Source organism: Acidaminococcus sp. CAG:542, from assembly GCF_000437815.1.
Taxonomy (GTDB): Bacteria; Bacillota; Negativicutes; order Acidaminococcales; family Acidaminococcaceae; genus Acidaminococcus.
The window spans coordinates 24136-46182 of the sequence record NZ_FR902109.1; the positions used below are offsets into that span (position 1 = coordinate 24136).

Below are 22047 nucleotides of genomic sequence, written 5' to 3' on the forward strand. Positions count from 1 at the left end.
AGTACATTGGACAGCAGCACCGTTCCTGCCGCTACTGGAGCCTTTACCCGGCATTTCCGGATTTCTTCCATCACGGCAAAGATTTTTTCTTTCGGGATGGCACCCCGGGTCCGTACGCTGACCAAAGGCAGTTCTCCCCCTTCCACCAGCACGGAACTGGCAATGGTCCGTTTGGGCGCCAGCAGTTCCTGCCGGGCATATTCCAGTCCCCGGGGGCACAGATTCCCCGTCACCTTAGCCAGCACCGGTTTTCCTTCCCGGATCTCATAATCCAGTTTGAGCGTGCATCCGTTGGGGCAGACGATGCAGGTCATTTCCTTATTCATCCAGGCTCACCTCGATTTCTCCTTCTGCAGAAAGCCCACTGCAGGGAACCTCCAGTTCGATCATATTGGCCGGCAGTGCGTTGGGAATCTTTTTCCGCACCAGAATCTGCCCGCCCTGTTTCACTGTCAGCCAGCCATTCCGCTGAGGTTGCCGCACCCGCAGGGACAGCCGGAAATCCTTCTGTCCACTGACCCGCTGAGGAACCGTATGACCGATATTCTTTCCGCAGCACACCGGGATGACCGCCCCGGGCAGTCCATTTTCCAGATACTGCCGGATTCCCTCCGCCATGCCTTCCGCTTCCAGGGAAACAAAATCCACCAGATCATGGACGTGGAGCACGTTGCCGGCAGAAAACAGTCCGGGAACCGTCGTCTGGCAGAATTCATCCACCAGGGCACCCTGGGTATGGGGATCCAGCACCGCCCCGGCCCCCAGGGTCAGTTCATTTTCCGGGATCAGTCCCACGGAAAGGATCAGGGTATCACAGGGGATTTCTTCTTCCGTCCCGGCAATGGGCCGCAGATGTTCATCCACCTGAGCCACCACTACGCTTTCCAGCCGGTCCCGGCCACGGATATCCGTTACTGTATGGCTCAGATAGAGGGGAATATCATAATCATGGAGGCACTGTTCGATGTTCCGGGGCAAACCGCTGGGAATGGGATTGATTTCATAGACACCCTTCACATGAGCCCCTTCCAGGGTCAGCCGCCGGGCCATGATCAGGCCGATATCCCCGGATCCCAGGATTACCACTTCTTTGCCGGGCATCCGGTTCTGGAGATTGATGTAGGCCTGGGCCACACCGGCCGTAAGGACCCCGGCCGGACGGGTCCCCGGAATGGCCAGAGCCCCCCGGGTCCGTTCCCGACAGCCCATGGCCAGCACCACGGCTCTGGCCTGGACCGCCACCATGCCCGTTTCATGGGCGGCATAAACCCGATGCTCCGGAGTAATCTGGATCACCGTGGTATCGGTAATGTAGGGGATTTCCCTGTCCTGTACTTCCCGGATGAACCGGTCCGCATATTCTGGCCCGCTGAGAGTCTCTCCGAACCGGGTCAGTCCAAACCCGTCGTGGATGCACTGTTTCAGGATTCCTCCCAGCTGATGCTCCCGTTCCAGGATCAGGATGTCCCGGACCCCCTGGTCATAGAGCCGAACAGCAGCCGCAAGCCCGGCCGGTCCGCCGCCGATGATCACCACATCCGCCTGCCGGATTTTCTGTTCCTGTTTCATTCCATTGGCTCCTTCCATCCTTCATTCCTCCCCTTTGGTTTCCGGCCGTACTTCTCCGGTGAACAGCCAGCCGCCTTCCCGCTGATACCTGAGATCTTCCGGCGCTGTTCCCAACTCCTGTTCCAGCAGCTGGGTGATCCGGGTCTGGCAGTACCCCCCCTGGCAGCGGCCCATCATGGACCGGGTCCGGTTCTTGATGCCGGTCAGGGTATGGACCCCCAGAGGATTGTGGATGGCCTGGAGGATTTCTGCCTTGGAAACATTTTCGCACCGGCAGAACACCTGCCCATAAGCAGGGTTTTCCCGGATGGCCGCTTCTTTTTCTTCCAGGCTCATTTCGGCAAAGCGGCGGATGGGCTTCCGGATTGGATCAAAGTCCTGTTTTTTTGTGACTTTGCCTCCTTCATTCTCTGTTTCTCCCACCAAAATGTCCACTACCCGCCGGGCCAGAGGCAGGGCCGCCGTCACCCCGGGAGATTCGATGCCCACCAGGCTCACCGTATGGGGAATGGACGGATCCGCCATGATCCGGAAATCCAGGGGTTCCTTGGTCACCGGGTCACAGTTCCGCCAGCGGATGCCCACAAAGTTCCGGATAAAGTACTGCCGTTCCATCTTTTTGAACATCTTCCGGCCATCCTGGAACAGCCGGTCCAGGCTCTGCTGCTGGTTGGCATAATCTTCCGGTCCGGTGGTGGTGTACCAGTCCGGTCCCACCAGGATATTCCCATCCACCGTAGGAGTGGCGTGAGTCACGAACCCGCCCCGGTCGTTGGGAGCCGGGTACACTGGTGTCTTCAAAAAGGCTCCTGCTTTTTTGTCCAGCACATAGTATTCTCCTTTGGTCCCGATCTGGGGCACTGCCGGATATCCCATCAGCTGACCGATTTTTACTGCATAGGCACCGGCACTGTTGATGACCCAGCGGCTGCAGACCATCCCCCGGTTGGTGGTAATCTGGTATACTCTGCCCTTTTCCGCCTGGCCCAGCACCTGCTGCTGCCGGGCTCCGTCCAGGGGTTCGATGCCGATAACCCGGGAGCCGAAGGAAAACTCCGCCCCGTTTTTGCAGGCATTTTCCCCCAGGGCAATAGTGTATTGCATAGGGTCCAGGATGCCGGAAGCCGGCACGTACATGGCAAAATTTCCTCCTGCATTGGGTTCGATCCGGTGCATTTCTTCCGGATCCACCATCCGGATGCCTTTGACACCATTGGCTTCCCCATTGGCCTTGAACCGGAGGATATTTTCCCGGTCATGGTCCGTAAAGCCCACCACCAGTTTCCCGGTCCGTTTGAAAGGAACCCCCAGTTCCTGGGACACCTGGTCGAATTCCTGGTTCCCTTCCACGGAACATTTGGCCCGAAGGGTTCCCAGTTTGTAAGTAAATCCTGCATGGAGCATCCCCGTATTCCGGCTGGAATTCCCTGTAGCCACGTCCAATTCCTTTTCCAGTACCAGGATTTTCAGATCATACCGGGACAGTTCCCGGGCAATGGCGCAGCCTACAACCCCTGCACCCACAACAACTGCATCATACAGTTCCATTTTTCATCTCTCCCATCAGAACAGAATACCCTTGGCGGTCAGACATACGGCAATCATGAAGATCAGCCACAGAGGGCCGCCGATTTTCACATAATCACTGAATTTATACCCTGCCGGCAAAATCTGCATGTTCACCGGCGTCCCGATGGGCGTTGCAATGGCCATATTGGACGCAATGGCAATCAGGATGATGAACGGCACCGGACTCAGGCCCATCCGCTGGGCCAGAGGGATATAAATGGGGGCCAGCATGGCGGATACGGCCACATTGGACATGAACAGGGTCAGGAAGCTGCCCAAAACGAACATGACGCAAAGAATCACATTCAGGGAAGCATCCTCTCCGCCAAAGAATGCCAGGGTCTGTTCCGCAATCAGTTTCCCGGCTCCGGTCTTCTCCAGGGCCACCCCCAGGGTGGCGATGAAACCTACCGTCAGCAGTACGTCCCAGCTGATGTTCTTCAGCGTGGTTTTGTAGTCGATGGTCTTCGTCACAAACAGGATGGAGGATCCGATCAGGGCCACATTGGCGATGTTCAGATACTTGTTGAAAGGAGCAAACCCGCACAGGATGAAGCCCAGGATGCACAGCAGCAGGGTGAACACGGAAATCACCTGCTTCCGGGTGGACGCCTGGGGCACATTGTCCAGTTCTTCCGAACTCTGGGCGAACACATTCCCGTCATCGAAATGGGGAGAGCCAGGCTTCAGGGTCTTTTTGGTGATGGTATAGCCAATGGTGGCAAAATACAGGACCATCAGGGCATCCACCATCCACATCACCGAAGTCATGTCAAAGACCCCCATGCCGGCTTCAAAGCCGGGGACCTGCATCAGGAAGCTGTTGGCTGTATTCTGGGAGGTGGACCCTACCAGGGTGGTAGCGCCCCCTACGATACAGGCAATGCCGGCAGGCATGATCACCATCTTGGACCGGATCTTTCCCTTGGACCCGGCTGCCACTGCTGCAATGATGGGCATCCACATGGCGATGCAGCCCGAATCACTCATAAAAGCGGACATCAGAGTGCACACCACAACCACCATGACCGTAAAGACCCGTTCATTCTGGAAGATTTTCATCCGGCTCAGAGTAATCCCGATTTTCTGGGCCACCCCTGTCTGGAACAGGGCATCCCCCACAATGGTCATCCCGGCGATCATATACACCGGAGCCGTCCCGAAGCCGCTGTATATGGCGGACAGCTTCACACTGGGCAGACAGATCCCCATGGCCAGGGCGCACAGCACCGAAGTCAGGGCCATGGGAAACACCCGGCCGATGAACAGGATCATCGTCACTACGGCGATGATCAGACAGACTGTAATCTCACTCATTTTTCTGCTCCCTTCTGCATTCTGCAAAATTCCACGAAATCCTTTTGGCACCCCTGCTGGATATCAGCAGGGCCATCTGCCAGTTATCATAGAGTATTCAGAATTTTACCGTCAATTCCTTTAGTCCATCCGGCGAAGATTTGCCAATCGAGCGTAAAATCATGATATGATTCAGCAGCTTTTTCTTTGATTTACAAATCCTTCCATCTGACGTATCATGAAAAAAGAATCCATTACGCTAAAAGGAAGCTCATTATGACACACTGTCTCTATTATGCCTATTGGGGAGACCATAATGTGAATCCCCGTCCCCATCTTCATGACCAGCTGGAAATTTACATCAGTCTGAACAATATCGGTGATTTTTTTCTCCAGGAACAGAAGTATCCTTTGAATGTAGGCAGCCTGTTCCTGATCCACCCCTTTGAAATCCACCACGGTTTCTGCGGTGCCAACGAAACCACCAGCCGGTATGCCATCCGGTTTCCCCTTTCCGTCCTGGAACGGCTGTCCACGGAGGAGACGAATCTGAAATCCCTGTTCCAGGCCGCCCCACAGACCATCCAGCTGACCCACCAGGAACTGGCCCAGATCAGCGGTCTGATGGAGTCCCTGCTTCAGCCTGTTCCGGATGCCTATGGCCAGGACATCCAGCAAAATCTGCTCCTGTTCCACTTCATCCTGATCATTGCCCGGATCCTGCAGGCAAGAGGACCTGCCCGGCAGCCCGGTTCCGGAGAATACAACAGCCTGGTCCAGCAGATCCTCCAGTACATCCACGGCCACTACCGGGAAGAGATTTCCCTGGAAGACCTGTCCGCCCACCTGTATGTAAGCAAGTCCCGGCTGTGCAAGGTGTTCCGGGAACATACCGGGTTCACCATCGGCAGCTATCTGACCATGTACCGGCTCCAGATGGCCTGTTCCCTGTTGGAAAAAGGGGGCAAAGTAAAAGAAGTGGGCAAGGCCGTAGGGTTCCAGACCTATACCCACTTCATCCGCACCTTCACCAGCAAACTGGGCCAGTCCCCCAAAAAATTCATCAGGGACCATACGTAAAGGGGGTGTGAAAAAATTCACACCCCCTTTTTCTATTCTTCCAGCATCAATGTTCCGGACCCATCAAAATGCACCTTCTGATACGTTCCGGCCAGTTCTCCCTTATGAGGATCCAGATTTTCCGCCAGCGCTCTGGTGGCCCAGATATGCCGCAGATCCCCGCTGCTGTTGATGATGCACAGTTTCAAATCTTCCGGAGCGATCCGTCCCGCTGCCTTGATGCAGGCTTTGAACACCAGCTCATCCGTATCCATGGTAGGCGGAATCCGGGCCGTAAAGGGCTTCATGCCAGTCAAAGCATTCACCACCGTCATTTTTTCATCCACGGCATCCCGCAGCCGCCGGCTGATGAAATCTCCCATGCCGATGCCGTTCCCGTTGCCTTCCGATTTGGCCGTGAGAGACAGGATCCCCAGTTCCGTTACATCCGGACCCACATTGGGCCGGTTGTTGATGGGCCGGCCCACCACCGCCGGGTCCATCCCTGTACCGGAGATTTCCTTTCCCAGTTTCCGGCAGATCAGCACATCCATATGTGCAAAAGGGATCCGGGGAACCATGGCTTTGGCCCGTTCCAAAATTTTCGGTTCTTCCTCTCTGATTTCTTCTTTTTTCAGCACATACACATCTGCCAGCTGGTCATACCCGTTTTCAATGACGGCAATGCCGCCCACCACTTTGGCATGGTCCAGTGCCGTCAGGCCCACCCGGGCCATGTTGTCATTCAGGTAGTCCGTACCCAGGCTGTGGGTCATGGCGGCTCCCACATGCTTGGCCAGTCCGATGGCCAGCATCTTTACCAGCCCGCTCTGGTACCGGCCATAAATGGAGGTATGGGTCTTCACCCGGTTCAACAGCAGGATACCATCCGCTTCCCAGGCATTTTTATCCAGGTACACCGGCAGGTCCAGTTCCGTCCGGGCGATTTCCACCACTTCCATACTGGAAACGATTGGGGCTCCCACACTTTCTTCCGTAATCCCCAGATTCCGCAGTACTTCCACCTGGCCTTCCGCCGTTGCACCCCCGTGGCTGCCCATGGCCGGCACGATAAAAGGCACGGCACCCATTTCCTTCAGATACCGGACGGCCGCCCGCATCAAAGGCACATAATCCGCAATTCCCCGGCTTCCCCCTGTGATGGCAATCCGCTGTCCCGGGAGAACTGGCAGATTTTTGGCCCGCAGCCGTGCCAACAGAGTTTCCTCCGGATTTTCCAGCCGTGTCCGGTCAAAGATGGTCCGGATTTTCACCACCTCCGGGATTTCATATCCCTGCAGCATTTCTTCCAGTGAACTCATGGCAATTCCTCCTCCCTGCCAAATTCCGATTCCACAGCAGGTCCAGTATATCATGGAAGAATTTTCCGAAATTACTGTCACAGGCAAAAATCCTGACAAATCGTGCAAAAAAAAACGGTGGAAGCAACCAGTCCCCTGATGTGACCCCAAAAAGTTAGACCTTAGTAACGAGATGGTTTTTACTGTCTCGTTACTTTTTTATGCTGCCTGCAAAGGAAGCCTGTATTGAACAGGACTTTTCCAGCCCAGTCACCGGTCATGCGCCGATATCCATAATCTTTATGCTGGCTGCGGATTTCCTGTATTTTGTCCTCTACTTCCTGGTCTGGATTCACGCGGTCAAACCGTTTCTGCCAGTACATATAGGTCGCTTTAGGCATTTGAGTATAGGAGAGAAGGTCTTTCAATTTGAATGATCTTCGGAGACTGGAGATGATTTTCGCAACTCTCTCATTTTTGCTTCGTCCTCTAAACGCAGTCTCCAGAAAGTTTTTCTTTGAAAGAGTATATTTTTTGAGAGCGGGATCTCTTCAGTCCATTATCACCAAATGCCTTGTAAGCAGCAACCCACTTTAGCAGCTGGCTACTGCTTGTCATCCCATATTTACGTGAAATAGAAATACACCCTTCGTCACTGTTCAAATATTCCAGTACCATTTTTTCTTAAATTCATAGCTGTGTTTTGCCATAAAAAACTGCCCCCCAATTGTTAGATTTTTGGTCTAACAATTGGGGGGCAGCTCACAACAGCTCCTTTTTTTCATGTAGCTTCCATGGTCGCTGCCATTCTTTTTCCTTCGGCCTGTTTCAGCCAGTCCTTGCCGTGGACCAGCCGGGCGATGATCATGGCCAGGCCCGTATCTCCGGTTACATTGATGGCGGTAGCGGGAGCATCGGTAATGGTCCCGATCAGCACCATGATGGGAATGGAAACGGTGGGGAATCCGAAAACCGATACGATGAAGATTTCTGCCACATATCCTCCCGCCGGGATACCACCCATGACGATGGAAGCAATGACGGCCACTACAATGGACATGATCAGGTTCCGGGGGGTGGCATAGTTGATGCCGAAAGCCGTGCACAGGAGGGAAATCTTCAAAATCTGGATGATGCAGGCGCCGTCTTTGTGGAGGTTGGCCCCCAGAGGAACGGCCAGGTCGGCCACATCATCCGGGATCCCGATCTGTTTGGCATGGAGCAGATTGATGGGCAGGCTGGCGGCAGAAGAACAAGTCCCCAGGGCCGTCAGGGTAGGAGCCGCAGCCCCTTTCCACCAGGCCCGGACTCCTTCCATACCGGCGCCCAGATAGGCCATCACCGTCTGGGACACCACAAAGTACGCCAATACCACAAAGAGGTACAGGATGATGCCTTTGGACAGGGGACCGATCACTTCATTGCCGTATTTCCCGATCAGGATGGCAAAATAGCAACCCAACCCCAGCGGCGCCAGTTTCATGACGATGTTGATCACATTCACGATGACGGCGGTAAGGCTGTCCATGGCCCGGACGATGGGTTTGCCTTTTTCACCGGCCATGATCACCGCAATGGAGAAAATGACAGTAAACACGATCAGGGCCATCAGATTGGCTTTGGAGAACAGTTTGGGAAAATCCCCTACGGTGAACATCCCCAGCACATTCAGGCTGCCGGAAGCATTGGTCACATCCTTGGACATATCCAGCACCACTCCTTTGCCGGGATCCAGGATGACCGCCGGGATCATCATGAACAGGCAGGCGATGATGCCCGTGATGAAGGTCCCCGCCAGGAAATAGCCCATGATTTTCTTCAGCTTGGACAGGTCGTCCATCTTGGCAATGGCAGAAGTCAGAGAACAGAAGATCAGCGGGACCACACAACAGTACAGCAGATTCAGGAAGGTATCGGCAACGGGCTGCAGGATTTCTGCCCCTTCTCCCCAGAACATCCCGACGATGCCGCCAATGATCATAGATGCCAGCAAAAGGAAGGAAGATTTATAGGTTTTCCAGATTTTTCCCATGATGCAACAACTCCTTTGTGTGCTTCCCGGCTTACCGGCAGTGTTTTTCCAACGCGTCTTTCAGCTGATGGAAGGCCTTTTCCACCGTGGACCGGGGACAGGCCATGTTGAACCGTTCGAACTGGGCGGTAGCCGGTCCGAAGATCTTCCCGGAATCCAGCCACAGTTTGGCTTCATCCACCACCAGGTGTTCCAGCTCTTCATCGGTGAACCCATACCCGGAGAAATCAATCCACACCAGGTAGGTCCCTTCCGGTTCTACAAAGGTAGCCTTGGAGAAGTTTTCCTTCACGAAATCCCGGACCCAGGCGATGTTCCCGGCAATGTACTCCACCAGTTCCTTCACCCATTCATCCCCTTTGGTGTAGCAGCTCTTCACTGCCACCTGGCCCATGATGCTACCCTGGCTGTAGCCGGCGGCGGCATTGGCTTTCCGGTAACGCTTCCGCAGCTCTTCATCCGGGATGATGATATTAGCCGGCTGGAGACCTGCCACGTTGAAGGTCTTGCTGGGAGAATTGTACAGCACCAAGTTCTTCCGGTATTTTTCATACAAAGTCAGGAAGCTGGTGAAATGGTGGGGAGCATAGACGAAATCGCAGTGGATCTCATCATCCATGATGATTACGTCGTGTTTCAGGCAGATATCCCCCATCCGGGTCAGCTCTTCTTCCGACCACACCCGTCCTGCCGGGTTGTGGGGGCTGCACAGCAAGAATACTTTTACATTGTTGTCTTCGATTTTTTGCTCAAAATCAGTGAAGTCTATGGTATATTTTCCATTTTCATAATGGAGCTGGCTATTGACGAATTTCCGGCCATTGTCTTCTATCACTTCCCGGAAGGGGTAGTACACCGGCTGCTGGATCAGCACCGCATCCCCCGGCTCCGTGAATGCCTTCACCCCGGTGGCCAAGCCATAGACCACTCCGCAGCCCAGGGTCACCCATTCCGGCTGGATGTGGTAGCCGTGATGGACGGAAAACCACCGGTCCAGCGCTGCGTAATATTCGGCATCCGGATCCGTGTAACCGAAGATCCCGTGGTCGATCCGTTTGTGGAAGTCTTCCAGGATCTCTTCCGGCAGGGCGAAATCCATATCCGCCACCCACATAGGCAAAAGATCCGTGCGTCCCTTCCGCTGCATGCCGAAGTCATATTTCAGGCAGCTGGTGTTCTTCCGGTCGATGATCCTGTCAAAATCGTAATGTCCCATGATTTCATTTCCTCTCTTTATTTTAGTTTAGTATTTAAACTTTTCTGATGGCTTTATTGTATCTGATTTTTCTAACACTGTCAATGATTTTTGTTTAGTTTCTAAACTATTTTTATTGTTGTACAATTCTAATCAATTTATTTCCTAGAATTTTCCTTGACTTTTGGTTTGTTTTTGCTTAATATTGTTTTTGTATTAACCATTTATTTTTTATTTAAAGAGAGGTTCTATCATGCTTTTAAAAAACGATAGTTCTGAAATTAACGAAAAGCTCAATTCCGCTTCTCCAGATCCCAGTTTCATCAACACCACTTTCCAGACCCTGAACAACCGTCACCAAATCATCTATGAATTCGTCATGCGCTATGATGATTACATCTATGACACCCATGATTACGGCACCGGGGTGCCCTTGACCATGATCGAATCCCACACCTTGACCTATATTGATGACCATCCGGGGACTACGGTGACGGAACTGACCCATTTCTGGCATAAGACAAAGGGAGCCATCTCCCAGATTGTCACCCGCCTGGAACAGAACGGCCTGGTCAGCAAACAAAAAAAAGCAGACAATGCCAAGCTGGTCCGGCTCTATACCACGGAAGCCGGGGCCCGTGCCAGCAATGCCCACAAAATGTACGATATCATCGATATCACCAAGACTTTGGGAGAAATCGGAGAAAAATGCACACCGGAAGAGATCGATACTTTCTTCCGGGTCATGCAGGTCTACTATGGAGTGATCAGCAAAGATTTCGAAGAAAACCAGATACCCAAAAGGCAGGGACGGCGGAAGAAGAAATAAAAGACGGGGCTGTTGCGTACGCAGCAGCCCCTCTTTTCATACCAACTGTCTCCTGGCCCGTTCTTCTTCTTTGCCAGGATCTTCTTCCGGATACCACATGACCTTCACCAGGTTGACCCGGCATTCTTCTCCTTCGGCAAAAGTAATCCGATGGGGAGTCTGGACCTTCAGGAGCTGATCGCCCATGCGGACCAGATACTGAGTAGAATCGGTGAGGAAAATCCGGCTTTCGATCTTTCCTCGGAATCCCTTGGTCCGGTTCAAGTCGATTTCATTGGGCCGGATGGCAATGACCATCTCCCGGTCCACATTCTCCGGGATGGGAAGATCCAAGGTCTGTTCTGAATCTCCCCGTACATAGACTTGATTGTCCTTTAAATAAACGTGCAAAAACGTAGATTGTCCCAAGAAACTATGGACAAACCGGTTGCACGGCCGGTTGTACAGATTTTCTGGGGTATCGATCTGGACGATGTTCCCCATATCACAGACCATCATCCGGTCCGAAATGGCCATGGCTTCGCTCTGGTCATGGGTCACGAAAATGATGGTGAAGCCGAATTTCTGCTGGAGGCTCTTGATTTCGAACCGCATGCTTTCCCGGAGTTTGGGATCCAGGTTGGACAAAGGTTCGTCCAGCAGCATGACCTTAGGATTGGTGACGATGGCCCGGGCCAGGGCGATCCGCTGCTGCTGTCCTCCGGAAAGATCGCTGGGATAGACTTCTTCCATCCCATCCAGGCTGGTATGGTGCAGGGCCTCTTTCACCCGCTGTACGATGTCCGCCTTGGGCAGCTTCCGGATCTGCAGCGGGAACGCCACATTTTCGAAGATATTCATATGGGGCCAGACAGCGAAGGCCTGGAACACCATCCCCAATCCCCGCTCTTCCGGAGGCACATAGATGTTCTTCTCTTTGACGGAGACGGGGCGGCCGCACAGTTCGATTTCCCCTTCTGACAGGTCTTCGAACCCGGCGATCATCCGCAGGGTGGTACTTTTGCCGCAGCCCGATGGTCCCAGGAAGGAAAAACATTCCCCTTCCCGGACGGTCAGGTTGAAATCATTGACAGCTGTGATGGTGCCCAATTTTTTGGTGGTAAAACGTTTGGTCACGTGCCGCAGCACAATTTGGTCAGTCACGTTTTACACCCCCTTCTTGTCTTTGGTGATCTGGGTAACGATGAAATTGCAGATGATGATGATGCAGATGGCCACGGCCGCCAGCGCCGAAGCCTGGGGGATCTGTCCGCTGTCCCGCAGGGCGAAGATCTGCACCCCCAGAGTCCGGGTATAGGGTCCATAGAGCAGGATGGAAGTGGTCAGTTCCCGCATGGAGGGCAGGAAAATCAGGAAGAACCCAGCTACCATGGCCGGCCGGATCAGAGGCAGGGTGATGTCTTTCAGGGATTCCGTATGAGACGCTCCACAGGCACGGGCCGCTTCTTCCAGGGACGGGTGGACCTGCTGGAGGGATGCGGAAGCGCTCTTCATAGAGAAGCTCAGGTACCGGGCCATGTATGCCACCAAAATGATCCAGATGGTGTTATACAGACTGATGCCCAATTGGCCGGACCAGGAGAGGATGACCCCGATAGCCAGCACAGTCCCAGGGATGGAATAGGGCAGGACGGACAGCATTTCCAGGATTTCCTTCCCTTTGGGTTTGATTTTGATGACCACGTAGGCAATCATCACGCCCAGGAACATACAGAGGACCCCGGCACTGATGGACAGGAACAGGGAATTCTGGATGGCATCCATGGTCTGTTTGCTGGTGATGATGCTGTGGAAATTGTCCAGGGTGAAGTTCGCTGGGATCAGCGGCAGCCCATAGGCTTTCACCAATCCTTCCAGGAAGATCATGATGAGGGGGACCAGCACGATGAGGACCAGAGTCAGCACCGCAAGCAGCAACAGAGGATATTTGGCTCCCCGGAGCTTGATTAGGGTGGGGCGCATGCTCTTGCCTTTGATGATATCATAGGACCCGCTGGAAAGGACCACTTTCTGCAGGATCAGGGCCATGGTGACCACAAAGACCAGGAGGATGGACAGTGCCGCGCCTTGGCGGATCCCTTCAAAGCTGCCCCCAGCCCGGTCGATGTAGGCATAGATTACCGTAGGCAGGGTATAAATCTGTTTGGAGAAGCCCAGGATGGCCGGCACCCCGAAATGGGCCAGAGAAGAAATCAGGATCAGCAGGGCCCCTGCGGAAATGGCCGGAGTCACCAGTGGGATGGTGATTTTCCGGATGACGGTCCCCTGGCTGGCTCCAGCGATCCGGGCACTTTCTTCCAGGGTGGGATCCATCCGTTCCAGGGCGCTGACCACCTGCATGAACACAAAGGGGAAATAATAGGAGACTTCCACGAAAATGATGCCGCCCAGGGAATTGATATTGAACGGCGGCGACGCCAGGTGGAAGGTGTTCATCAGCCAGGTGTTCACATAGCCGCCCCGTCCCGAAAGGAGCATATCCCAAGCCATGGCCCCGAAGAAGGGTGGGAACATGTAAGGGATCATGAACAGGCCCCGCATCAGGTTCTTGCAGGGGATATCGCTGCGCCCCAGCAGCCAGGCATAGAAAAGACCGATAATCGTCCCCACCACCGTCACGCTGAGGCCGATGATGACAGTATGGGTCATGGCACTGATATTATCCTGGCTGAATACAACGGTCTTGAACATCTCGATGTCCAGATGCCCTTCATAGAAGAAGGCATTGTAGACAATCATGAAAATGGGGATAAAGACGATGACGAACAACAGGACGAAGCTGACCAGCGTCATGGCCTTATCCAGGCTGAAGGTTTTTCCGTCCAGTGCCGCCAGATCGGACGTCCCCTGGCGGGTTCTACGCAGATTCATCATGGTCCTCCTTTCTGGCTTCATAATACCGGGGCTGGAGGAAACGCAAACCCACTTCCTGGCCTTCCTCCACCTTATTGTTCTGCATCACATCCAGGGCATTGACCTGCATCCGGATCTCCCGGTTCCCCAACTGGATGAAATACACGTATTCGCTTCCCAGGAACACGCTCCGGGTGATTTTTCCCCGGATAGGAGACTGGTCGTCAAAGACCATATCGTTGAGACGGCTCCCCATTTCCATGGGCTTGCCGCTGGCAAAGATTTCCGGAGGGCATTCATCATAGAGGAATTTCTCTCCGGCCACCAGATAGGTGTGTCCATTTTCCCGCACCAAAGGGAAGAAGTTGGATACCCCGATGAATTCAAAGACAAACCGGTTGGCCGGCCGCAGGATGATGTCCTCATCTTCCCCGATCTGGCACAGCTTCCCTTCCCGGTCCATGATGGCCATCCGGTCACACAGCTGGAGAGCCGCCTCCTGGTCATGGGTGATGTACAGGATGGTGGTCCCGATATCATGCTGGATCAAGCGGATCTCGGTGAGCATTTCTTCCCGCAGCTTGGCATCCAGGTTGGTGATGGGTTCGTCCATGACGATCACTTCATCGCTGCTCACCAAAGCACGGGCGATGGCCACCCGCTGCTGCTGCCCCCCGGAAAGCTGGCTGGGGAGATGTTCCTCGTATCCCAGCATCCTTACCTGTTCCAGGGCATGATGGGCTCTTTCCTTCATCTCTTCTTTGGGCAGCCGCATCTTCTTCATGGGATACAGCACGTTTTCCAGCACGGTCATATGGGGCCACACCGCATAATCCTGGAATACCACCCCGATGTGACGATGCTCCGGAGATACGTCGATACCTTTTTCCGCGTCGAACAGACAGCGGTCCCCTACATAAATGGAGCCTGTCTCCGGTTTGATGAACCCCAAGAGGCAGCGGACCAAGGTTGTCTTGCCGCAGCCGGAAGGACCGACCAGACACATGATCTGGCTTTCTTCCACGGTCAGGGAAAGATCTTCGAAGATGCACTTTTTCCCATAGTGGAAGGTAATATGGTTGAACCGAACATCGGCCATACTTTCACCTCCTGAAAAACGGACGGCAGACTGTCCTGCCGTCCGTTCCGACGTTAATTTTTCTTGAAGATGGCATCGAATTCATCCAGTACATTCTTGGCATTGGCAGCTAGTTTCTCCAGATCCACCTTCATGGCATTCTTGGCGATTTCCTCAATGGTCACACCCTTCTGTTTCACATCTTTGCGGACGGACAGCATATTGTTTTGTACCAGGACTTCCTGCCCTTCTTTGGAAAGGATGAAGTCATAGAGCTTCTTGGCATTTTCCTCATTCTTGGCTCCCTTCACCAGGGCGATGGGGCTGTAGATGGAGATGATGTCTTGCTTCGGATAGACGAATTCGATGGTGGAACCTTTGCTCTTCAGGTTTTCCGTGACATAATCCAAACACATCCCTACTTTATAAGCACCGGCCGCAATCTGGTTGTGGGTTGCAGTGGTCCCGGACTGGAGTTCCGTGCCGTTTTCCTTCAGTTTTTCAAAATAGGCCTTTCCGTACTTGGAATTGGAAATCAAGGCTCCTACAGCATATTTGGTAGTCCCCGCTGTTCCAGGATCCGTCATGACAATCTGGCCCTTCCATTTGGGATCCAGGAGATCATCCCAGGTCTTGGGTGCTTCTTCCTTGGAAACTTTCTGGGGGTTGTAGGCAATGCCCATGTTCATCATCCGGGCCCCCGTATAATAACCTTCCTTGTCGATGAAGACTGGATCGATGGCCTTGGCTTCCGGAGAACTGTATTTCTGGAGGATTCCCATTTTCTTGAACCCGATGTAGTCTGCCGGGTCCCCTACCCAGATTACATCTGCCGCCACCTGGCCGGATTTCGCTTCCGTAGCGATTTTTGTAATGACCTTCCCCGTCCCGGCAAAGTAATAATCCAGTTTGATGTCCGGATATTTCTTTTCAAATGCTTTCTTGATGGCATTCAGCTGATCTTCCTGCATGGAAGAATACAGCATTACCGTATTCCCTGCAGATTTTTTGTCCTGTTTGGAACCAGGAATCGCCCCGCCTCCGCCACAGGCGCTGATCCCTGCAGCAAGCACGCACAGCATCCCTACAGACAGCCACTTCTTCAGATTCATGGTAATTCAGCCTCCCTTATTGAAATCTCTTTCCCGGGTAGAATACTTTATGTGCTAATTTTACCATATTTTTACTGAATATTTACATGTTTTTTACAATTCAAATAAAATTGGCTGATAGTGTATAGTATTTAACAACTACATCGCTCAATTCTCATAAAGCCCACCTCCAACAGTTCTTTTGCATAATGGCTTAAGCAAAAAAAGACTGTGCAGGAATCCTGGACATATCCTGTCCATATCCTTGCACAGCCCCTTATATCTTTTTATTTCTTCATCCGGAAGCAGAAGGTACAGTGATGATCCTTGTACATAATATGGTCATGCACACATTCCAGGTCTTCATTGTATCCTTTGCAGATGGCCGGATCGATGTTTTCACAGTAGATGCGGCCATACTTCTCTTCCCCGGCGTCCATCCAGGTCTTGGCGAATACGCACCGGTCGAAATCCTGGTTGATTTCATCCTTGCCATATTCCGTATCATATCCGAACAACTCACTGCGTTCCATGTCATAATTGGGCAGATAGGCAGCCAAATCGTTTTTCTGACCCCTCTGGGCAGCTCTGCGGGCAATATCTTTACCCCGTGCCACACCCCAATCGATGACGCTTTGTTTCAAGATTTCCAGGCCTTTTTCTCCGAATTCCTTTTCCAGATTCTTTGCCAGGATGGAAAAGAATCTGGCGAACAGAACAAACATGGAAACCGGTTCATCCATTTTTTGCGGTTTCAAGTTTTTCACTCCCCTTTTATTGCAGGCGGTCCAACTGCTCTTTGGACAGTCGGACAACCATTCAAATCAATTATTTGCTTTCTTTGATATGCTGTGCCAGGCCGTTCAGGTAATACAGGAAAGCCCAGTTGACCACATGGGCCGCCGTCTGCAGGGTGAACACTTCCGGATAAGTTTCCACAAAGTCGATGCCTTTCGCCCCTGCCAACCCTGCTTCATGGAGCATCATGAGCAGTTCATAGGAGGTCAGCCCACCCATATCCTGAGGTGCCTGAGGCATATTGGCTGCATCCAGGCTGTCTGCGCAGACGGTGATATAGATATATTCCGTATCCTTGCTGACCACTTCCAGAGCTTTGGAAATAGAGGCTTTCCAGCCGTCTTCATGGACATCGATGGCACGGATCACCGTGGCACCGTATTTCATGGCATTGTTGTATTCTTCCCGATGGTTTCTGGGCCCCCGGATGCCAATGTGGGCAATCTTGGTGGGATCCATGTTGGGATCGTTATATACCCGATAGAAAGGAGAACAACGGGACAGTTCATCATCACCGAAATGAGAGTAGTTGTCCAAATGGGCATCGAAATGCAGAACGCCTACCTTTTTCGGGTACCGTTTGGCAATTTCACTGATGATGGGATAAGCAATGCCATGGTCACCACCAATGGTAATGGGAATGATTTTGGCATCGGCCAGTTTGCCGATCCGTTCCCGGATGGATTTAAAGGTGAAGTCATAGTTCCCGTTCTGGGTGGCAACATCCCCGGAATCAGCTACCTTCAGATAGTCGAAGCAGTCCAGATTATAATCCGGCAGGAACCCGGTGTAACGGATGGAAGTGGACCGGACTGCCTTCGGGCCTTCCGTAGTGGAAGAATAGCCACCGATGGTGCAGCCCCCTTCCCATGGCACCCCTACCACTGCTGCATCGATTTTCTTCAGGTCCTCATCATTTTCAATGACAGACAGATTCAGCCAGGACGGAACCCCGCTGTAAATCATATTGGGCAGGAAATTGGGATCATAAATCGTAGGTTTGCTTTCTCTCATTTCAGAACATCTCCTCTAAAAATTAAACAGACAGGTCAAAGACCTTCTTATAACAAACTGATGACACTGCTGACACCCAGGATCAGGGAAATCACGAAGATGGCAGCCCCCAGGACATTTTCCAGAGTACTGTTGGCAAACTGGCCCATGATTCTCCGGCTGGCCGTCAGATAAATGGTCACACCTACCACAACGGGAAGTACCACACCATTGACCATCTGGGCCGCCATAATCAGAGCAATGGGATTGAATCCGGCCCCGGCAATGACAATACCCGTCAGGAGCACCAGGAAGTTGGTAATGGTATACCGTTTGTCACTGCGGTTGGTTTCCCAACCGAACAGTCCGGCCAGTACATAAGAAACGCCCATGGGAGTGCAGACGGCACTGGAAACCCCGGCGGCCACCAGACCGATGGCCATAAAAGGTTTGGCAAAAGTCCCCAGAGTGGGTTCCAGCTGGATGGACATATCCATGGCATTCCGGACAGGCATCCCCAGCATAACCGTTGCCGCCGTTACCATAATGGCCCCGGTAACGATGCCCCCGATGATCATGGGGACATTGGTCCCGAACCGGCAGAGCGGCAGTTCATCGGTGCTGTGCCAGGTCCGTTTGGCGGAAGCGGCATGGAGGAACATATTGTAGGGCACTACCGTAGTCCCAATCAGAGACAAACAGGTCATCAGCCCGCCTTTAGGAATATTGGGCACACATCCAGCCAGCAGTTTTCCCAAATCCGGTTTCACCACGAACATGGTCACCAAGAAAACCACAGCCATAATAACCACACAAGCTCCCAGCAATTTTTCCAGGTATTTAAGGGCATCCCCGGCAAAACTCAGGAGCAGCAGGATGCAGAAGCCCCATACTGGCGCAATGATTCGGGTAGAAATTCCCGTAAGGGCACTGATGCCAATAGCCGTCCCAGTCAGGTCCCCGCTCATATAAGCAAAGCCGCCAATGGTAATGGCCACGGCCACCAGTCCGCACAGCAGATTCCGCAGCACAGGCCGGTCTTCAAAATCCTTCACCAGATTCTGAGCCAGCCCCATCTGGGTCACAATGCCCAACCGGGCAGCCATACCCTGCATAACAATCACTGCAATAACCGAGAAGATCACGCACCAGAACAACTGAAACCCATAATCAGCCCCGGCTTTTGTGGAACTGGTTACCGTCCCCGGTCCGATGAACGAGCCCACAATCAGGAATCCAGGTCCCAGTGCCCCTAATTTTTCCCTTAGGGTAAACTGCTTTTCCTTCTTTTCTGCCATAATACTCTCCCCTTCGCAAGTAAATTTCTACGCCGCATTACCCTAGCAACTCGCTCTTGATTGACTACATTATCGTTTTTATTTTTGCATTGTAGTTTTGTACATTTTTATATCACTCTATTTTCTGTTTGTCAATCAAATTCTTTTGTGTTACTCTAATAAAGAAAATCATGCTGCCAAAGGAGGGCATTTATGGAAAAAAAGTTACAGAAACCCATCCAGTCCATCCAGCGGGCCGTACAGATACTGGACTGTTTTACGCCTACGGATCCCAGCCTGCCACTGTCTGCCATCAGTGAAAAAACCGGGCTGAACATCAACACCACCCGTGGGCTGGTCAATACGTTAGTAGAAAGCCAGTTGCTGCTCCGGGACCAGGATACGGGCTGTTACAAATTGGGATATTACTTCGTAACCAAAGCCTCCATGATCCGCCAGGATATCGACCGGTATGTAGAACTCTTCAAACCACTGGTGGATGCGGCCGCAGAAAAATACCATTTCTCTGCCAGCCTGCAGATGGTTTATCAGAACCAGATTTTCAGCGTCTACTGTGCCTACCCCACCAAACAGGCCTACTACATCGTTATGAGTGAATATACCGATCTGCCCCTCCATGCAACCAGTTCTGGAAAGCTGCTGCTTCTGGATCAGATTACCCATGGCCGGAAAAAATTATTGGATCAGCTGGAATACAAGGCTTTTACCCCAGCCAGCATCCGGTCCCGGGAGCAGTTGGAGGCCCAGCTGAAAACCATCAAAAAGAATGGGTATTCTACAGAAATCGAAGAGTTTGTCAATGATGTAGGCAGTCTGGCAGTCCCCTTGTATGATGAAAAAGGCCGGCTGCTGCTGACTCTCAGTGCCACCTTCTTTGTAAAATCTCTTCCCAAAATCAAAGAGGACCTGCTGAAATATTTCCAAAAAGCCATTGACACCTGGAAACAAGTTTTAAAAAAAGGAGAATGTTTATGAAAACACTAAAAGATCTTTGGCTGGATCTGTTCCGGCCCCTTTCCTCCTTTGGCTATACCGAAGGCCAGGGAACAACCCGCCTGTCCTGGTCCCCTGCCTTTCTGGCTGCCCAGGACTTTCTTCAGCAATATGCGGGAAAAAATGGCCTGCATTGTGAAAAGGACGGCTGGGGGAATCTGTTGATGACCGTACCGGGGAAAGAAGACCTTCCGCCGGTCTACACAGGCTCACACCTGGACACGGTCCCCCATGGCGGAAAATATGACGGGGCCTTGGGAATTACTGTACCACTGGCCATTGCCCGCTTCTGGCGTGAAAAAGGATTCCTTCCCCGCCGGCCGCTGACCATCATTGCCTTTGCCGAAGAAGAGGGGACCCGGTTTGGAACACCTTGCATGGGCAGTCAGGCTCTTACCGGCAGACTTCAGGGACAGTCTCCGGAAGCATTTGTCACTCCAGATGGCTGCCCATTGCCCCAGCTCCTTCAGCAGGCAGGGCTGAAAGGCGATTCTTTTGCCCCCCATCTGCTTCCGGGAAAATGTTTCCTGGAACTCCACATTGAACAGGGCCGCTCTTTGGAAGATGCCCAGCTGCCTCTGGGAATTGTATCCGCCATTGTGGGGATTCGGCATTTCATGATCACCGTCCAGGGCAAAGCCAACCATGCCGGCACCACTGCCATGAAAAACCGTCAGGATGCCCTGGCCGCAGCCGCTGCGGAAATCACCGAAATCTACCAGAGCGCTCTGGCCTCTCAGGGACAGTATGTGGCTACCGTCGGTCATATCCGTGTTTCTCCCGATGCCGGAAATGTAATCCCAGGGGAAGCAGAAATGTCTTTGGAAATCCGTGCCGCAGAAGATTCCGTTATGGACCAGGCCATTGCTCGTTTCAAAGAATTTTCTCATGGTTTGGAGCAGCAGTATGATGTAATTTTCTCCTGGAAACAGCTGGACCAGATTCCTCCACTTCCTATGGACCGGAAAATCATGGAACTTTTTAAAGATTATGCCACGAAAGAAAGTGTTCCTTTCCAGATACAACCCAGTTGGGCAGGTCACGATTCCATGATAGTGGGCCATTTTCTCCCCACCGCCATGCTGTTTGTTCCCAGTAAAAACGGGATTAGCCATTCCCCGGAAGAATTCACTTCAGCAGAAGATATTGGGCAGGCAGCTGAAGTCCTGGAAAAAGTGCTGATGCATCTGACGATGGAGTAAAAAGGATTCCAGGTCAGATCAGATTTCCAAAAAAGAACAGGTTGTTGCAAATGCGTAATTTCACGCATGCAACAACCTGTTTCTTTTCACTAGATAACGTTAAGACGCATCATGAAAACCCTTAGGACTGTGCCAATAATATGTTATTCACTTTTCACTAAAATATTATCCCAGAAAAAACATTTGATACAAGTCCGGATACAACAAGTTTATTTTAATAATTATTGATTGGACAAACTCCGTAATGCCGTTTCTCTGGAACCTTTTAAATGGTACAGCATGGCATCTCCCGCCTTTTCCCGTTCCCCCATGAGAATTAGATCGATAATTTTCTGATGTTCTTTAGCCGCTTCCTTATGCCTTTCCCAGATATCACTTCCTGAAAGGACACGGATCCGCATATGCTGGTCAAAGATATGGGCCAGCATGTTTCGGAAGTAAATATTCGAACACCCTTGAGCCAGGAGCCTATGAAAACGATCATCCAGTAGCGCGAATTGTTCTGGATCCGGTGCAGCTTCAATCAGTTGCTGTGAACGATCACGTATCTCATGAAGCCCTTTTAAATCCAAATATTTTAAATCATTTCTGATAATAAAAGGTTCAAGCAACATACGGGCTTCGAAACTTTGGTTGATTTCATTTATCGTCAAAGGCCTGACCATAACACCCTTTTTAGGAAGGACAGTAACCAAGCCCTCTTGTTCCAACCGTGTCAGAGCTTCTCGAATAGGAGTCCTACTGACCTCCAGTTCTTCCATAAGAGCTGTTTCATTCAGGAACCCATTACTTTCATACTGGCATCTTAAGATTTTGTTTTTGATTGCATAATAAGCTTTATCCCGTAAACTCATCATGACAGCCATTTCACCTCTATTCCAGTCCGCTCTT

The 22047-nt window shown here is 52.1% G+C and carries 20 protein-coding genes; 4 read left to right on the forward strand and 16 right to left on the reverse strand.

The window, feature by feature from the left end:
• The 4 genes from QVO43_RS09320 to QVO43_RS09335 form a co-directional block, all read right to left on the reverse strand.
• Window positions 1-326: DUF1667 domain-containing protein (locus QVO43_RS09320; protein WP_288174887.1), on the reverse strand; the 326-nt coding region annotated here is incomplete at its 3' end.
• Complete coding sequence (locus QVO43_RS09325) at window positions 319-1569, reverse strand: NAD(P)/FAD-dependent oxidoreductase (protein ID WP_022488247.1); 1251 nt, start codon at window positions 1567-1569, stop codon at window positions 319-321. The genes QVO43_RS09325 and QVO43_RS09320, both read right to left, overlap by 8 nt.
• Before the next feature lie 21 nt (window positions 1570-1590).
• Window positions 1591-3117, reverse strand: coding sequence for an NAD(P)/FAD-dependent oxidoreductase (locus QVO43_RS09330; RefSeq protein WP_022488248.1), 1527 nt, complete (start codon window positions 3115-3117; stop codon window positions 1591-1593).
• 15 nt (window positions 3118-3132) lie between these two features.
• Window positions 3133-4455 carry an SLC13 family permease gene (locus tag QVO43_RS09335; protein WP_022488249.1) on the reverse strand — a complete coding sequence of 441 codons (1323 nt, stop codon included), beginning with the start codon at window positions 4453-4455 and terminating at the stop codon, window positions 3133-3135.
• A 255-nt stretch (window positions 4456-4710) separates the two neighbouring features.
• Here QVO43_RS09335 and QVO43_RS09340 point away from each other — a divergent pair, with 255 nt between their 5' ends.
• On the forward strand, window positions 4711-5514 hold the full coding sequence (locus QVO43_RS09340) for an AraC family transcriptional regulator (protein ID WP_022488250.1): 804 nt from the start codon (window positions 4711-4713) through the stop codon (window positions 5512-5514).
• Between the two features lie 32 nt (window positions 5515-5546).
• Here the strand turns inward: QVO43_RS09340 and QVO43_RS09345 are convergent, their stop codons facing one another.
• From QVO43_RS09345 to QVO43_RS09355, 4 genes are all read right to left on the reverse strand, one after another.
• Window positions 5547-6815, reverse strand: a complete 1269-nt coding sequence (locus QVO43_RS09345; protein WP_022488251.1) for a DUF362 domain-containing protein — start codon at window positions 6813-6815, stop codon at window positions 5547-5549.
• Between the two features lie 468 nt (window positions 6816-7283).
• Entirely contained in the window at window positions 7284-7472 is a 189-nt protein-coding gene (locus QVO43_RS10175; protein ID WP_369678688.1) for a helix-turn-helix domain-containing protein, read from the reverse strand.
• A 103-nt stretch (window positions 7473-7575) separates the two neighbouring features.
• On the reverse strand, window positions 7576-8826 hold the full coding sequence (locus tag QVO43_RS09350) for a dicarboxylate/amino acid:cation symporter (protein ID WP_022488252.1): 1251 nt from the start codon (window positions 8824-8826) through the stop codon (window positions 7576-7578).
• Window positions 8827-8857: 31 nt separating this feature from the next.
• The gene (locus QVO43_RS09355) at window positions 8858-10042 is read right to left on the reverse strand and encodes a MalY/PatB family protein (protein WP_022488253.1); all 1185 of its coding nucleotides are present in this window, start codon (window positions 10040-10042) and stop codon (window positions 8858-8860) included.
• 232 nt (window positions 10043-10274) lie between these two features.
• Here QVO43_RS09355 and QVO43_RS09360 point away from each other — a divergent pair, with 232 nt between their 5' ends.
• Window positions 10275-10850 (forward strand): MarR family winged helix-turn-helix transcriptional regulator, encoded by a 576-nt coding sequence (locus QVO43_RS09360; RefSeq protein WP_022488254.1) that lies wholly within the window; start codon window positions 10275-10277, stop codon window positions 10848-10850.
• A gap of 36 nt (window positions 10851-10886) precedes the next feature.
• Here QVO43_RS09360 and QVO43_RS09365 read toward each other — a convergent pair whose 3' ends face one another.
• The 7 genes from QVO43_RS09365 to QVO43_RS09395 all read right to left on the reverse strand — a co-directional run bounded on the left by QVO43_RS09365 (window position 10887) and on the right by QVO43_RS09395 (window position 18961).
• Window positions 10887-11993, reverse strand: coding sequence for an ABC transporter ATP-binding protein (locus tag QVO43_RS09365; protein ID WP_022488255.1), 1107 nt, complete (start codon window positions 11991-11993; stop codon window positions 10887-10889).
• A gap of 3 nt (window positions 11994-11996) precedes the next feature.
• The gene (locus QVO43_RS09370) at window positions 11997-13721 is read right to left on the reverse strand and encodes an ABC transporter permease (RefSeq protein ID WP_022488256.1); all 1725 of its coding nucleotides are present in this window, start codon (window positions 13719-13721) and stop codon (window positions 11997-11999) included.
• Entirely contained in the window at window positions 13708-14802 is a 1095-nt protein-coding gene (locus QVO43_RS09375; protein WP_022488257.1) for an ABC transporter ATP-binding protein, read from the reverse strand. Before QVO43_RS09375 ends, QVO43_RS09370 begins: the two co-directional genes overlap by 14 nt.
• A 53-nt stretch (window positions 14803-14855) precedes the next feature.
• Window positions 14856-15893 carry an ABC transporter substrate-binding protein gene (locus QVO43_RS09380; protein ID WP_022488258.1) on the reverse strand — a complete coding sequence of 346 codons (1038 nt, stop codon included), beginning with the start codon at window positions 15891-15893 and terminating at the stop codon, window positions 14856-14858.
• A 266-nt stretch (window positions 15894-16159) separates the two neighbouring features.
• Entirely contained in the window at window positions 16160-16639 is a 480-nt protein-coding gene (locus QVO43_RS09385) for an L-2-amino-thiazoline-4-carboxylic acid hydrolase (protein ID WP_288174892.1), read from the reverse strand.
• A 61-nt stretch (window positions 16640-16700) separates the two neighbouring features.
• Window positions 16701-17684: an agmatinase family protein gene (locus QVO43_RS09390; protein ID WP_022488260.1), complete on the reverse strand. Its 984-nt coding sequence runs from the start codon at window positions 17682-17684 to the stop codon at window positions 16701-16703.
• A 47-nt stretch (window positions 17685-17731) separates the two neighbouring features.
• On the reverse strand, window positions 17732-18961 hold the full coding sequence (locus QVO43_RS09395) for an Nramp family divalent metal transporter (RefSeq protein WP_022488261.1): 1230 nt from the start codon (window positions 18959-18961) through the stop codon (window positions 17732-17734).
• Window positions 18962-19153: 192 nt separating this feature from the next.
• Between QVO43_RS09395 and QVO43_RS09400 the strand changes: the two genes are divergently transcribed.
• Entirely contained in the window at window positions 19154-19936 is a 783-nt protein-coding gene (locus QVO43_RS09400) for an IclR family transcriptional regulator (RefSeq protein ID WP_022488262.1), read from the forward strand.
• Window positions 19933-21156 carry a Zn-dependent hydrolase gene (locus QVO43_RS09405; protein ID WP_022488263.1) on the forward strand — a complete coding sequence of 408 codons (1224 nt, stop codon included), beginning with the start codon at window positions 19933-19935 and terminating at the stop codon, window positions 21154-21156. Before QVO43_RS09400 ends, QVO43_RS09405 begins: the two co-directional genes overlap by 4 nt.
• Window positions 21157-21377: 221 nt before the next feature.
• Here the strand turns inward: QVO43_RS09405 and QVO43_RS09410 are convergent, their stop codons facing one another.
• Entirely contained in the window at window positions 21378-22022 is a 645-nt protein-coding gene (locus QVO43_RS09410) for a GntR family transcriptional regulator (protein WP_022488264.1), read from the reverse strand.
• Between the last annotated feature and the right edge of the window lie 25 nt (window positions 22023-22047).